Below are 13,326 nucleotides of genomic sequence, written 5' to 3'. Positions count from 1 at the left end.
GGGAACGATCTCCGGAAGTGATTCAGGTGAGGGAAACGGATGCGACGAGGAGGACGGTGATCTCGCCGAACTGCTGCAAGGCGCCGATGGTGTCACCGGTCTGGCCGCCAATCTGGTTGAGGCAGAGCGCGCGCAAGGCGCTGAACACCAGCGCCAGCAGGATCAGTGCGACAAACGCGCCGCCCACGCCCAGCGCCAGCAAGGCGACGGCGCCGAGCACGGCGCCGACAACACCGGTTTGCGCCGAGACGGTGCCTGCGCCGGCCGACAGGCCGTCGCTGCGCGCCGGCGGCGCCAGATGCATGAAGGCGCCGAGCAGGCCGCGCGAAGCGGCATGGGCGGCTATCAGCGCCAAGAGGACGCTTGTCGGATTGGCCAGCTGCGACAGCGCGCTCCAGCGGATGAGCAGTGACAGGCCGAGTGCCGAGGCGCCATAGGCGCCTATGCGGCTGTCGCGCATGATCTCCAGCTTTCGCTCGCGCGTCTTGCCGCCGCCAAAACCGTCGGCGACATCGGACAGCCCATCTTCATGCAGGCAGCCGGTGGCGAGCAGCATTGCGGCAAGCGTGAGCGCCGCCGCCGGACCGGCGGCAAGGCCGAGCTTTACCCCGATGGCGTAGACGACGGCGCCAACCACTGCCACCGCGAGGCCGGCGATGGGGGCCGCCCAGATCGCATCGGCAAGGCTGCGGCTGCGAAAGTCGAACACCGGCAGCGGCAACCTTGTGAAGAAGACGAGGCAGAGCGCGATGTCGTCGAGGGCCTGCCGGGGCGAGGGGACTGTGCTCATCCACCCCTCGCAATGGCGTGGAAGAAGGTGCCGCTGACATGGCCGCGCCGATAGCCGGACGCGCCCAGCGGATTGCCCTGGCCGTCGGCGAGGTCGGCCAGCGGCTCGTCATTGCCGGTCGCAATCATTTGCGCATAGTGGAATTCGTGGCCGCGGATCAGCGCGCCTTGCGCACCCAGGGGACAGGCGGCGCGCAGCCGCGCCTCGCGGTAGCCGAGGTTCATCTTGCGTTTGGCAAAGCTGGTGGAATGGCCGAGCATGCCGAGCATTACGTGTGTCTCCCCGGCCGCATCCTCCAGCGCTTCGCCCAGCACCATGAAGCCACCGCACTCGCCATGGACGGGCTTGCTCGCGGCAAAGCGCGCCATGCCGGCGTGGAAATTCGTTGCCGCCGCCAGGCGGCCGGCGTAAAGCTCGGGATAGCCGCCGGGCAGCCAGCAGACGTCGCAATCCTGCTCCGGCGCTTCGTCGGCGAGCGGCGAGAACGGCACGATTTCAGCACCCGCCTTGCGCCAGTGAGCGGCGACATGCGGATAGAGGAAGGTGAAGGCTGCGTCTTCCGCCAGCGCGATGCGCTGGCCGGGCGGCGGCAAGGCGTTTTCGAAACTGCCCGATGCCGGTGAGAATGGAGCGGCCAGCGCCATGATGGCATCGAGGTCGAGGGATTTCTCGACCATGTCGGCGAGACGATCGAGATGCGCCATCAGATCATCGTACTCGCCGGCCTGGACGAGGCCGAGATGGCGCTCCGGCAGGTTGAGCGAGGGATCGCGAAGGATGGCGCCGACGACCGGCAGGCCAAGCGCTTCGATCGCCTCGCCGCACAGCTTGCGGTGGCGTTCGCTGCCCAGGCGGTTGAGCACCACGCCGGCCATGCGCACATCCGGGTCGTAAGTGGCAAAACCCTTGGCGACGGCGGCCGCCGTCGTCGACTGGCCGGAGACGTCGAGCACCAAAAGCACCGGCAGATGGTAGAGCCGCGCCAGATCGGCGGCCGAGCCGGTTCGGCCTTCGGCAGCTGGGATTCCGTCGAACAGGCCCATGGCGCTTTCGAGGAAAATGAAATCGGCATCCTCGGTGGCGTTGCCGGCCAGCGCATTGAGCAGGTCGGGCGACATCGCCCAGCTGTCGAGATTGACGCCGGAGAGGCCGGTCGCCGCGGTGTGGAAGCCGGGATCGATATAGTCGGGGCCGGATTTGGCGCCGCGCACCTTGATGCCGCGCCGCGCGAGCGCGCGCAAAATGCCGATGGTGACGCTGGTCTTGCCGGAGCCCGAGCGCGGCGCGCCGATGATGATGGCGCGGGTCATTGATCGCCCGCCAGTGCCGCGCGCATGGCGACGATGCCGCCGACGACAATGAGCGCCGGCGAGGCGAGCCCCGCTGCGGCGGCCGCTTCGGAAATGGTGGCGAGCGTGGCGACGACGGTGCGCTCCTGCGGCGTCGTCGCCGAAACGATGACCGCCGCCGGCGTCGATGGCGCCAGCCCGCCTTCGAGCAGCGACGCGGCGATGGCAGGCAGATTGGCCATGCCCATGTAGATGACGACCGGCTGGCCGGTGCGGGCGATTGCTGCCCAGTCGAGATCGTCATCGGTGCCGGCGGCGTGTCCGGTCGCCAGGATCACCGCCTTGTTGATGCCGCGCATGGTGGCAGGGATGCTGGTGGCGGCGAGCGCGCTCAGCCCCGATGTCAGGCCGGGCAGGACGCGGAACGGGATGTTTTCGCGCGCCAGCGCCAGCGCCTCTTCGCCGCCACGGCCGAAAATATAGGGATCGCCGCCTTTCAGCCTGACGACACGGCGGCCGTCGCGCGCCAGCCGCACCAGCAGAGCGGTGATGTCATCCTGCTTCATCGACGGTTTGCCGCCGCGTTTTCCCGCAAAGAACAGTTCGGCATTTTGCGCAACAGCGACAACGTCGGGCGAGACCAGCGCGTCGTAGACCAGCGCATCGGCTTCGGCCAAAGCCGCCAGCACTTCCAGCGTCAGGCAGCCGGGATCGCCGGGACCGGCGCCGGCCAGCCAGACATGGCCAGGCTCCAGCGCACGCGGCTTGAAGTTCAGCCGCGCAAGCGCCTGTTCGAGCGTGGCGTTTTCGCTTTTGGTCTTGCCGCTCACAATCCGTCCCGTCCGCGAAAACGCCGCTGATAGTTGGCGTCGTACAATGAACTCTCGCCAAAACCTTCCGCCGCCAGCGACGAACCGACGAAGATGATCGCCGTGCGCTCCATCGGGTCGGCGGCGAGCAGCGCTTCGATGGTCGCCAGCGTGCCGGTCAGCACGCGCTCGTCGGGCCAGGAGGCGCGAAAGACAATCGCCACCGGGCAATCGCCGCCATAATGCGGCATCAATTCGGCGACGACGCGGTCGATGGCGTGGATGGCGAGATGAATGGCCAGCGTAGCGCCGGTGCGGCCGAAGCCGGCCAGCGTTTCGCCCGGCGGCATTTTGGAGGCGCGGCCGGAGACGCGAGTCAGCACCAGGCTTTGCGCGACTTCAGGAATGGTCAGTTCGCGGCGAAGAGCGGCGGCAGCGGCGGCGAAGGAGGGAACGCCGGGCGTCAGCGTGTAAGGGATACCGTGCTTTTCCAGCCGGCGGATCTGCTCGGCCACGGCGCTCCACACCGACAGGTCGCCGGAATGCAGGCGGGCGACATCGTGACCGGCCTGGTGAGCGGCGACATATTCAGCCTCGATCTCGTCGAGCGACATCGGTGCCGTGTCGATCAGTTTCGTTCCCGGCGCGCAGTGCTGCAGCAGTTCAGGGGCGACGATCGAGCCGGCATGCAGGCAAACCGGGCAGCTTGCCAGGAGTTTCGCGCCGCGCAGGGTGATGAGGTCGGCGGCCCCGGGACCGGCGCCGATGAAATGAACGGTCATGGCGCATCTCCGCTGATGGCGATGGCGCAGGTGACCGGGCCGAGCACGGTGCGCGGCCCGAGCAGTTTTGCACCGACGCCGGCGACGGCAAGGGCCGAGGCTTCGGAGACGGAGCGTGTGCCGGCGAGTTCCTGCGAGAGATCGGATTTGCTGAGCATCCCCGACGGGACGGCCTGAAGCGCTGCGTCATCGACGATGATGACCGGAAGGTTTAGCGCGCGGCCAGCGGCAGCGATCGCTTCTTCGTCCTTCTTCAGCGCCGCCGTGGCCAGCGCGGACAACGCCGTCATCGTCAGGCCGTGCGTTTCAACAGCGGTTTCGATCGCTGCCAGCACGTCTTCGACGCTCACGCCCTTCCGGCTGCCGATGCCCGCGACCATCATGGTTTCACCCAGCTCCATTGCGTGACCGGCATGGCCGGCCGCCAGGCCTGCATCGAGCCGACCGGGGAAGCGCGGGAAATGGCGATGCGGGTGAGATCGCCGCCGCGTTTTGTGTGCTGGGCGAGGAGCAAGGTTTCCATCTCCAGAGTGACGGCATTGGCGACGAGACGGCCGCCGGCGCGCAGGGCCTTGATGGCGGCGTTCAACACGCCTGAAACACTGCCGCCGCCGCCGATAAAGATCGCATCCGGCGTGGCCAGCCCGGCAAGCGCCTTGGGCGCAGGCCCTTCCACCACGACGAGGCCGGGAACGCCGCAATGCGCGGCGTTGCGGGCGATACGGGCTGCGCGATCGCTGTTGGCCTCGATGGCGATGGCGCGCATCGAGGGGTGAGCGAGCATCCATTCGATGCCGATGGAGCCGGAGCCGGCGCCGATGTCCCACAGCAACTCGCCACGCCTCGGCGCCAGCGCCGACAGGGTAATGGCGCGGATATCGTGCTTTGTGATTTGGCCGTCATGCTCAAACAGATGATCGGCGCGGCCAACGGTCAGCGGCAGGATGCGCGCTTCCGGTGTCGATTCAAGTTCGAGGGCCAAAATGTTGAGTGGATTGATATCTCTAAGATCGAAGGCGTCGGCGCGGGCCGAACGCTGCTTCTCGTTTGGCCCGCCCAGCGCCTCCAGAACGGTCAGCCGCGAGGCGCCGAAATCGAGCTCCGTGAGCAGGCGCGCGATTGCCGCTGGTGCTTCACCGTCCGATGTCAGCGCCAGGATGCGGGTCTTGGGCTGCAGCAGCGGCCGGATCAGGTCGAGCGGTCTTCCATGCAGCGAGATGGTCTCGATGTCCTGCAGTGCCCAGCCGAGGCGGGCGGCGGCCAGCGAAATCGCCGATGGTGCGGGGATGACATGCATCTCCTGAGACTTGAGCTTGCGGGCAAGGGTGACGCCGACACCGTGGAAGAACGGATCGCCGGAGGCGAGCACGCAGACGCGCCGGCCGGCAAGCGCCAGCACATCAGCCGTGCCGGCATCGAAGGGCACCGGCCAGGGGCGCGGCTCGCCCTTGGTCAGCGAAGCGACCAGCGCCAGATGCCGCTTGCCGCCGACGACGAATTCGGCCCCGGCGATCAGCCGCTTGGCGTCGTCGCCGAGACCCGCTAAACCGTCCTCGCCGATGCCGACGATGGAGAGCCATCTGGTGCCGCGCGGACCCTTAGCAGGCATGATGACCCACCGCATTCTGATCCTTGGCGGCACCAGCGAAGCCCGGCAACTGGCGGGAAAGCTGGCCGCGCGGAGCGATCTGTCTATTATCCTGTCGCTGGCTGGCCGCACCGAAAGCCCGGTCGCGCAAGGCGTGCCGGWGCGCAGCGGAGGATTTGGTGGCGCCGATGGGCTGGCCGCCTATCTCAGGGAGACGCGCACCGATCTCCTGATCGACGCCACGCATCCCTATGCCGCGCAAATCTCCGCCAATGCAGCGCGAGCCGCGCACCTGACCGGAGTACCGATCCTGGCGCTGCGCCGTTCCGGCTGGGAGCCTGTCGACGGCGACCACTGGATGATGGTGGATACGGTTGGCGATGCCGTGCAAGCGCTTGGACAGGCGCCGCGCCGCGTTTTCCTGGCGCTCGGTCGGCAAGAGGTTGCGGCTTTCGAGGCGGCGCCCCAGCACCACTATCTCATCCGTAGCGTCGATCCAGTCGAGCCGAAACTGGCGGTGCCGGATGCGACTTACCTGCTGGCGCGTGGGCCATTCCGCGAGGCGGATGAACGCGCGCTGCTCGAAAGCCATCGCATCGATGTTGTCGTCTCCAAGAACAGCGGCGGCGAGGCCACGTACGGCAAGATCGCGGCGGCGCGGGCGCTTGGCATCGAGGTGGTCATGGTGCGCAGGCCCGTCCTGCCGGGCGTGCCTTCGGCTGAAACCGTCGATGAGCTCGCCGCGCTGGTCAATCATTTGCTCGACCCCGTCGCGGAGCGCGGCGTGTAGACCAGCGCCGGCTTGTCGCCGCGCTTGATGATCCTTGTTTCCGGCGAGCCGATGATGATGCAGGTCGCCATATCGGCCTTTTCCGCCTCGACATCGGCCAGCAGAAAAACCTCGATGCGCTCGTCCGGGCGGCCGGCGGCGCGGCCGAAGATCACCGGCGTGGTGCCGGGCAGGATGGCGGTCAGGCACTCGAAGGCGCGGCCAAGCTGCCAGGGGCGTGCCTTGCTGATCGGGTTGTAGAGCGCGATGACGAAGCCGGCGCCGGCGGCCGCGAGCAGGCGCAGTTCGATCAGGTCCCACGGCTTCAGATTGTCGGACAGCGAGATGGCGCAGAAATCATGGCCGAGCGGCGCGCCGATGCGAGCGGCGACCGCCAGCATGGCGGTAATCCCCGGAACGACGGCGACGTCGACCGAGCGCCATTCGGCCGGGCCGGCCTCGATCGCTTCGCAGACGGCGGCGGCCATGGCGAAGACACCGGGATCGCCGCCGGAGACGACGGCGACGTCATGGCCCTCGGCGGCCTTAGTGAGCGCGTCCTTGGAGCGGGCGAGTTCCTCGCGATTGTCGGAGGCGACGCGGGTCTGATCCGCACGCAGTTCCAGCCGGTCGAGATAGGGCTTGTAGCCATAGAAGAATTTTGCTTCGGCCACGGCCCGGCTGGCTTCCGGCGTCACCTGATCGGTATTGCCGGGCCCGAGGCCGATAACGGTGAGCCGGCCGCTCATGGCTTGGCCCCCATTCCCACAACGCCAGGTCGGCCGGACCAGCCGGCGACCAGCACGATGGCGAAATACGGCGCCTTGTCGTCGGGCTTGTCGGCCAGTTTCATCGAGACGCTGCCGGCCATGGTGCCGCGCTCGACATAGACGGCGCGGGTGAGCTTGCCGGTTGCTTCCAGCGCCCGCCTGATCTTGGGCAGGTTGCGGCCGACCTTCATGATGACGGCAGCGTCGGTATCGGCCAGCCGGCGGGTCAGTTCGAACTCGCTCATCGTGCCGGGCAAAACCGTCAGCACATCGTCGCCCTGGACGATCGGCACGCCGGTCTGCGACCAGCAGCCGGACATGGCGGTGACGCCGGGGATGACTTCGGTCGGGAAGCGATGGGCGAGGCGCACATGCAAGTGCATGTAGGAGCCGTAAAACAGCGGATCGCCTTCCGACAGCACGGCAACCATGCGGCCGGCTTCGAGGTGTTCGGCGACCTTCTCGGCCGACTGTTCGTAGAAGTCCGTGATCTGCGCGCGGTAGTCGTCGTGATCCTTGTCGATTTCGGTGGTGACGGGATAGAGCAGCGACAGTTCCAGCATGTCCGGCCGGAAGCGCGCCTCGACAATGGCGCGCGCGTTGCTGTTGTTGCCGCGCTTGGCGAAATAGGCGACGACGTCGGCCTCGGCCAGGACGCGGGCGGCCTTCAGCGTCAGCAGTTCGGGATCGCCGGGACCGGTGCCGACGCCGACGAGACGGCCTTTTGGAAGCGCGTTCACAGGCCGGGCCTCGCCAGCGAGTTGAGCGCGGCGGCGGTCATGGCGCTGCCGCCGAGCCGACCCCGCACGATGGCGTAAGGCACGCCATAGGAATTCTCGGCCAGCGCATCCTTGGATTCGGCGGCACCGACGAAGCCGACCGGCATGCCGATGATCGCCGCCGGCTTCGGCGCGCCATCGCGCAGCTTTTCCAGCAGGTAGAAGAGCGCTGTCGGCGCATTGCCGATGGCGACGATCGAACCGGCTATGCGCTCGCCCCAAAGGTCTATTGCCGCGGCCGAGCGGGTGTTGCCGATCTCCCTGGCGATGTCGTGCGTGCGCGGGTCGCGCAACGTGCAGATCACTTCGTTGCCGGCCGGCAGGCGAGCGCGGGTGACGCCGTGCGAGACCATTTCGGCGTCGCAGAAGATCGGCGCACCGGCCGCCAAAGCGGTGCGGGCGGCGGCGACGAAATCGCTGGAGAAGACAAAATGGCTGGCGGCTTCGACCTGGCCGCAGGCATGGATCATGCGGATGGCGACATCGGCTTCCGCCTCGGAAAAGCGCGACAGGTCGGCCTCGGCGCGGATGATGGCGAAGGAGCGCTCGTAGATCGCGTTGCCGTCATGGATATAGTCGTAGGCGGCCATGCTCATTTCCGTTTTTTAGTTTGTCGGTAAGCCTCGGCGATAGCCGCCGGCCCAAGCCTTGTCAGGCAAGCGGTGGCGGTTTCGCCTTGATTTCGTGCGCTGCGGACCATCGCGGCGACGCGACTGACGCCGCGCGCGGCGTCATAGCCCGGCCTGTAACCCGCAGGAAGGGCCTTTGCCGTCGCGTTCACGACAAGTCCGGCTCCGTTTTCGCCGCCGACCAGAGTTAGCGCCGCCGAACCGGGATGCGCACAGCCCTTGGCGCAGCCGGAAATGTGCAGCGTGAAGTCGAGAATGTCGGCGTTTTGCGCGGCGATGGTCTCGGCGATGTCGCGGGTGGCGATGCGGCCGGAGGCGCAGGCCGGGGTGCCGGGGCACGCGGCGATGCGGGTGCGCGGATCGGAGGGGGAGGTGACGAAGCCGAGTGCGGCGGCGGTGGCTTGGAGGGGGTGGTTTGCGGTAGGTGGTTGGCCGAGGAAGAGCAAAGCGCGGCCTGGGGCGAGGCGGATTTCGGTGGTGCCGAGGGTGAGGGCACTTTGGATGAGGGCGATGAGTTTTTCGGCCGGCATGCTGCCGAAGGGGAGGGCGATGCCGAGGACGATGGTGGTTGCGTTCAACTCGAAAGTTCCGATAGGCCTGCGATCCTTCGCGCCCCCCTCTGTCCTGCCGGACATCTCCCCCGCAAGGGGGAAGATTGAGCTCTCATCTCGGATTTCGCCAATCATCAACGCTGCAGTTGGAGTGCCGGCAGAGGAGCTGCTGATCTCCCCCCTTGTGGGGGAGATGTCCGGCAGGACAGAGGGGGGCGCGACAGAGTGCCAACCTGCGAGAGAAGCCAATTGCCTCTCCGACAAATCCCTCGCGTGGGCCTCACGGCCTTTCTCGGCAACCATCCTGAGCACGGCAACGGCGATGTCACGGGCCGCATCTTGTTCGACCAGGACGAGTGGTTTCGCGCCGGCAACAGATACAGTCCACAGGGTGCCAGCGCCGGCCCGCATCGCATTCAACCTGACATCGGCCGTGACCGCATCCATGGCCAGTTGCCCGCCGCCGTCGACGACAACCGAAACCTTCGGGCCGAGGCGTTGTGACAGCCCTGCCTCCTCGGTGGCGGTCCGAATGCGTTCGGCCAGCGGGCGCGGGTCTGCGACCTCTTGCGGGTCGAGCCCGGCCAGCGGGCCGGTCTCCACCGGCACGCCGGTACGTACCGCAATGCCCAGCGCATCGACCTCCGCTGCTAGCAGCCGCGCGCTTGCTTCCGTCAGGCCGCGGATCTGCAAGCTGCCGCGCGCGGTGACTTCCATGATGCCGTTGCCGTGCTTTAAGGCGGATTCAGCGAGTCCGATCAGAAGCTTCGGCGACAATCCTCCAGCGACCGGGTTGAGCCGCACCAACAGCCCGTCGCCGGTCTGCATCGGCGCCGACAGGGCCGGGCATGCGCCGCGGCGCGAAAAGGCGTTCATGCCGCGACCCCGAGCGCCTCGGCTTCGGTGATCAAGGCCGCGAGATCGTCGTCGACGGAATTGCGCAGGGGATGCCAGAGCCCGCGCCGACGCGCCGACAGGAAGCGTTCGGCGATCACTTTGGCGGCGGCCGGGTTTTCGCGCAGGATGAAGGCACGGACATCGGGATCGCCGACATAGGCGTCGTGCACGGCCTCGATCAGCGCACCTGAAATAGCGTGGGTGGTCTCGGCGAAGCCGATGAGACGGTCGACCGTCTCGGCGAATTCGGAGGCGCCGCGCGGGCCGTGCCGCATCTGGCCAGATATGAAGCGAGGATTGACGGCGCGTGCCCGCACCACCCGCGATACTGCCTCGCTGACCGAGCGCGGTTTTGGCTTTTGCGCGTCCGTGGTGTCGAGGACGATGACGTCGGCGTTCCGGCCGAGTGCTGCAAGCGCCGCCGAAAAGCCACCGATGAAGGCGACGTCGGCGGAACCTTCGAGAATGTCGCGGCCGGGGTCGTCGCCGGTGTGGACCAGCAGATCGGCCTCGGCGATGCGGGTTTCGAACGCGCCGGGCGAGGCGATGCCTTCGCCCTCGGCGCCGCCATAGGCATGCGATGTCGCGTCGAGATAGGCGCGGCCGATCTCTTCGCGCGCGCCCCAGTCGCCGCTCGACAAAAGATCCTCGACGCCGGCACCATAGGTGCCGGGCGAGGTACCGAAGATGCGCGGGCTGATCTTGCCGTCGGCGCGGGTCTTTGCGGCGAGCGGGTTTTGCGAATCGTCCTCGTCGCGGGCGGCGACCGCGTTGGCGGCGGCGTCGATCAGCGCGATCTGGGTCGGGAACATGTCGCGGAACAGGCCTGAAATGCGCCAGGTGACATCGACGCGCGGCCGGCTGAGGGTGGCCGGCGGCAGCACCTCGATGCCGGTGATGCGGCCGGTGGCAGAATCCCATTGCGGCCGGCAGCCCATCAGCGCCAGGCCTTGCGCGATCTCCTCGCCGCCGGTGCGCAGCGAGGCCGAGCCCCAGAGATCGATAACCAGCGAGCGCGGCCAGTCGCCATGCGACTGCATGTAGCCGCGCACGACTTCTTCCGCCGCCGCCTTGCCCAGATCATAGGCGGTCGGCGTCGGCATGGTGCGCGGGTCTGAGGTGAAGAGGTTGCGGCCGGTGGGCAGCACGTCGGAACGGCCGCGCGCCGGTGCGCCGGCCGGACCTGCCTTGACATGGCGGCCGTCCAGCGCGGCAAGCAGCGCCGTCTTCTCGGCTTCGGCGCTTTGCCGGCGCATGGCGTCGGGCTCGTCGTTTGGTGTGCGGCCATAGATGTGCAGGCCGTCCTTGATGGCGAAATCCTTGAGGTCGCAGAGCCAGGCATCGATGCGGCGCAGCGCCTCGTCGGGCGCGTCGGTCCTGGCGACACCGGCTTCGGAGGCAAGCCCGGTTTTTTGCGCGGTGTCGACGATCAGTTTCGCCAGCCGATCACGGCGGCGGCGGTCGAGGCCGTCGGCCTGGGCGTATTCGTCGACCAGCCGTTCGAGCTTGTGCTGCTCCTCGTCAAGGCCAGCACCAGTCAGCGGCGGCGGCAGATGGCCGAGGGTGACGGCGGCGATGCGCCGCTTGGCTTGTGCCGCCTCGCCGGGGTTGGAGACGATGAAGGGGTAGATGACGGGCAGCGGGCCGGTGACGATCTCGGGAAAGCAGGCTTGCGACAGCGCGACCGTCTTGCCGGGCAGCCATTCCAGCGTGCCGTGGGCGCCGACATGGATGAGGGCGTGGATGCCTAGGGATTTGCGCAGCCACAGGCCGAAGGCGATCAGGTCGTGGCGCGGCGGGAGTGTCGGGTCGTGGTAGTCGGCGCGGCGATCGGCCGAGCGGCCACGGTCGGGGGCAAGGGCGACGGTGACGTTGCCGAAGATGGCGGCGCGGAAGGGGAAGTGTTTTTCGCGAGTGCTCCGCGAATGTCGGCGTTCTGTCGCGCCCCCCTCTGTCCTGCCGGACATCTCCCCCACTTGGGGGGAGATTGGCAGTTCCGTTGCCGGCTCTCTTCCTGCAACGGTTGAGATTAGCGAAAGCGGAGATGACGGCACAATCTCCCCCCTTGTGGGGGAGATGTCCGGCAGGACAGAGGGGGGCGCCTCGCGCAAACCCGTCTCGTCTTCAGCCTTTCCCCAAGCGGCCGCTACTTTGGCAATTGCCTCAACCGGCAACTCCTTCGATAAGTCGAGATACTCCTCCAACCACAACCCATCACCGCTGCGCTCCAACGCATCCAGCAACCCACGCGGGGTTTGCGGAATCCCTTCAACCACATAACCCTGCTCCTTCAGGTCATGCAGCATGGCCAGCACGCTCGACGGCACATCCAGGCCCACGGCATAGCCGGTGCGGCCGGGGGCGCTCGGATAGTCCGGGATCACGATCGCCAGCTTGCGCTTGGCGCGGGGCGCCTCCTGCAACCGGATGAAAGCCGCTACCCTATCCGCCACCTGCGCCACGCGATCCGGCTCCGGCCGGTTGGCGAAGGCGCGGTGGCCGAGTGCGGGGTCGGTCTCGCTTTCGCCCTTGAAGGAAATCGCGCCGGCGAGGATGCGGCCGTCCAGTTCGGGCAGCACGACATGCATGGCAAGGTCGGCCGGTGCCAGGCCGCGCTGGTTGTTGTCCCAGACGTCGCGGCGGGTGGTGGCGACGATGACTTGGAAGACCGGCACGCCGGCGCGGTCGAACAGGGTTTCGACGCCCGGTTCGGCGCCGGAGGCAAAGGCGGTCGCGGTGATGATGGCGGCGGGTTTTAGCGAGGCAAGTGCTGTTTCGACGAAGGCGAGCGAGGTTGGGTCTTTGAGGCTGGAGACGAAGATTGGAACAGGGGTGATGCCGCGCTGGCGGAGTGCTGCAAAAAGCGCGTCGATGGGCGCGACATCGGCGGCCAGCAGCATTGAGCGGTAGAAGAGGATGGGGATGATGGGAGCGGCGTCTCCCTCCCCCTCGAGGGGAGGGTGGCCCGCAGGGCCGGGTGGGGTCGGTACGACTGGATGTGGCGCTTCTTTAGGTCGGCGCGCTTCGGAGAGGACCCCACCCCCGGCCTGCGGCCGGACCCTCCCCTCGAGGGGGAGGGGAACGACGCCGCTGCCCGGCTCGTAGTAGCCAGCCTTCGGCACCGCCACCGGCTCAGCCGCCGCGACATCCGACCCGGCCAATCCAGCCAGCCGCTGCATCAGTGCCGTCATATTCTCTGGCCCGCCCTCGCGGAAATACCCCAGCAGCGCGTCCAGTTCCGCGCGCGGCAGGGTCGAGGCTTCGATCAGCCTGAGATCCTCGTCGTGGCTTTCGCCGGGCAGCAGCGCCAGCTTGATGCCCCGCGCGCGGGCAGTCGCGGCAAGCTGGTCGCAGCCGTAGCGCCACCAGTCATAGCCGCCGAGGATGCGCACCAAAATCACCTTGGCGTGGCGGGCGACGCTGTCGACCCAGAGGTCGACGGACATGGGATGGCGCAGGTCGCGCAGCGCCGCCAGCCGCATCGAGGGCAGGCGGCCGGCGTCGGCCTTCCACGCCGCCGCCAGGCCGGCGAGATCGCTGTCGGTGAAGGACAAGGCCACGATATCCGCCGGCGTCTGCCTGAGATCAACTGGCTCGGCGAGATCGTCGAGCGAGGCGGAGGTCGTGGTGAGTATATGCATTGCGGCCTAGCGCGTTTCACCGTTTCACGGAA

12 protein-coding genes are annotated in these 13,326 nt (G+C 67.7%); 1 reads left to right on the top strand and 11 read right to left on the bottom strand.

All coding sequences use genetic code 11. The features are described from left to right. Nucleotides 1-22: 22 nt before the first annotated feature. Genes cobS through cbiE form a run of 6 tightly spaced genes read right to left on the bottom strand, consistent with a single transcriptional unit; the run spans nt 23 to nt 5,279 of the window. Complete coding sequence (cobS, locus tag AC1DYO_RS06770) at nt 23-790, bottom strand: adenosylcobinamide-GDP ribazoletransferase (RefSeq protein WP_477261561.1); 768 nt, start codon at nt 788-790, stop codon at nt 23-25. After that, complete coding sequence (locus AC1DYO_RS06765; protein WP_477261559.1) at nt 787-2,100, bottom strand: cobyrinate a,c-diamide synthase; 1,314 nt, start codon at nt 2,098-2,100, stop codon at nt 787-789. Before AC1DYO_RS06765 ends, cobS begins: the two co-directional genes overlap by 4 nt. Then, the gene (gene cobA / locus AC1DYO_RS06760) at nt 2,097-2,909 is read right to left on the bottom strand and encodes a uroporphyrinogen-III C-methyltransferase (RefSeq protein WP_477261557.1); all 813 of its coding nucleotides are present in this window, start codon (nt 2,907-2,909) and stop codon (nt 2,097-2,099) included. Before cobA ends, AC1DYO_RS06765 begins: the two co-directional genes overlap by 4 nt. After that, entirely contained in the window at nt 2,906-3,670 is a 765-nt protein-coding gene (cobM, locus tag AC1DYO_RS06755; RefSeq protein ID WP_477261555.1) for a precorrin-4 C(11)-methyltransferase, read from the bottom strand. The genes cobA and cobM overlap by 4 nt, the downstream gene beginning before the upstream one ends. Next, nucleotides 3,667-4,053, bottom strand: coding sequence for a cobalamin biosynthesis protein (locus tag AC1DYO_RS06750; protein WP_477261553.1), 387 nt, complete (start codon nt 4,051-4,053; stop codon nt 3,667-3,669). Before AC1DYO_RS06750 ends, cobM begins: the two co-directional genes overlap by 4 nt. Then, nucleotides 4,050-5,279 (bottom strand): precorrin-6y C5,15-methyltransferase (decarboxylating) subunit CbiE, encoded by a 1,230-nt coding sequence (cbiE, locus tag AC1DYO_RS06745; RefSeq protein WP_477261551.1) that lies wholly within the window; start codon nt 5,277-5,279, stop codon nt 4,050-4,052. The genes AC1DYO_RS06750 and cbiE overlap by 4 nt, the downstream gene beginning before the upstream one ends. Nucleotide 5,280: 1 nt before the next feature. Between cbiE and AC1DYO_RS06740 the strand changes: the two genes are divergently transcribed. Then, entirely contained in the window at nt 5,281-6,048 is a 768-nt protein-coding gene (locus AC1DYO_RS06740) for a cobalt-precorrin-6A reductase (RefSeq protein WP_477261549.1), read from the top strand. Here AC1DYO_RS06740 and AC1DYO_RS06735 read toward each other — a convergent pair. The 5 genes from AC1DYO_RS06735 to AC1DYO_RS06715 are packed head-to-tail and all read right to left on the bottom strand — an operon-like array spanning nt 6,012 to nt 13,294. Next, the gene (locus tag AC1DYO_RS06735; RefSeq protein WP_477261547.1) at nt 6,012-6,776 is read right to left on the bottom strand and encodes a precorrin-3B C(17)-methyltransferase; all 765 of its coding nucleotides are present in this window, start codon (nt 6,774-6,776) and stop codon (nt 6,012-6,014) included. The two genes, AC1DYO_RS06740 and AC1DYO_RS06735, sit on opposite strands and share 37 nt — an antisense overlap. After that, nucleotides 6,773-7,537, bottom strand: a complete 765-nt coding sequence (locus AC1DYO_RS06730; RefSeq protein WP_477261545.1) for a precorrin-2 C(20)-methyltransferase — start codon at nt 7,535-7,537, stop codon at nt 6,773-6,775. Before AC1DYO_RS06730 ends, AC1DYO_RS06735 begins: the two co-directional genes overlap by 4 nt. Continuing rightward, entirely contained in the window at nt 7,534-8,166 is a 633-nt protein-coding gene (locus tag AC1DYO_RS06725; protein ID WP_477261543.1) for a precorrin-8X methylmutase, read from the bottom strand. Before AC1DYO_RS06725 ends, AC1DYO_RS06730 begins: the two co-directional genes overlap by 4 nt. 2 nt (nt 8,167-8,168) lie before the next feature. Then, entirely contained in the window at nt 8,169-9,632 is a 1,464-nt protein-coding gene (cobG, locus tag AC1DYO_RS06720) for a precorrin-3B synthase (RefSeq protein ID WP_477261541.1), read from the bottom strand. Further along, nucleotides 9,629-13,294: a cobaltochelatase subunit CobN gene (locus AC1DYO_RS06715; protein WP_477261539.1), complete on the bottom strand. Its 3,666-nt coding sequence runs from the start codon at nt 13,292-13,294 to the stop codon at nt 9,629-9,631. Before AC1DYO_RS06715 ends, cobG begins: the two co-directional genes overlap by 4 nt. Nucleotides 13,295-13,326 lie beyond the last annotated feature (32 nt).

The organism is Mesorhizobium sp. P2_F5, from assembly GCF_056403715.1.
Note: the sequence above shows the minus strand (reverse complement) of the source record. Positions and strands in the feature narration are given on the sequence as shown.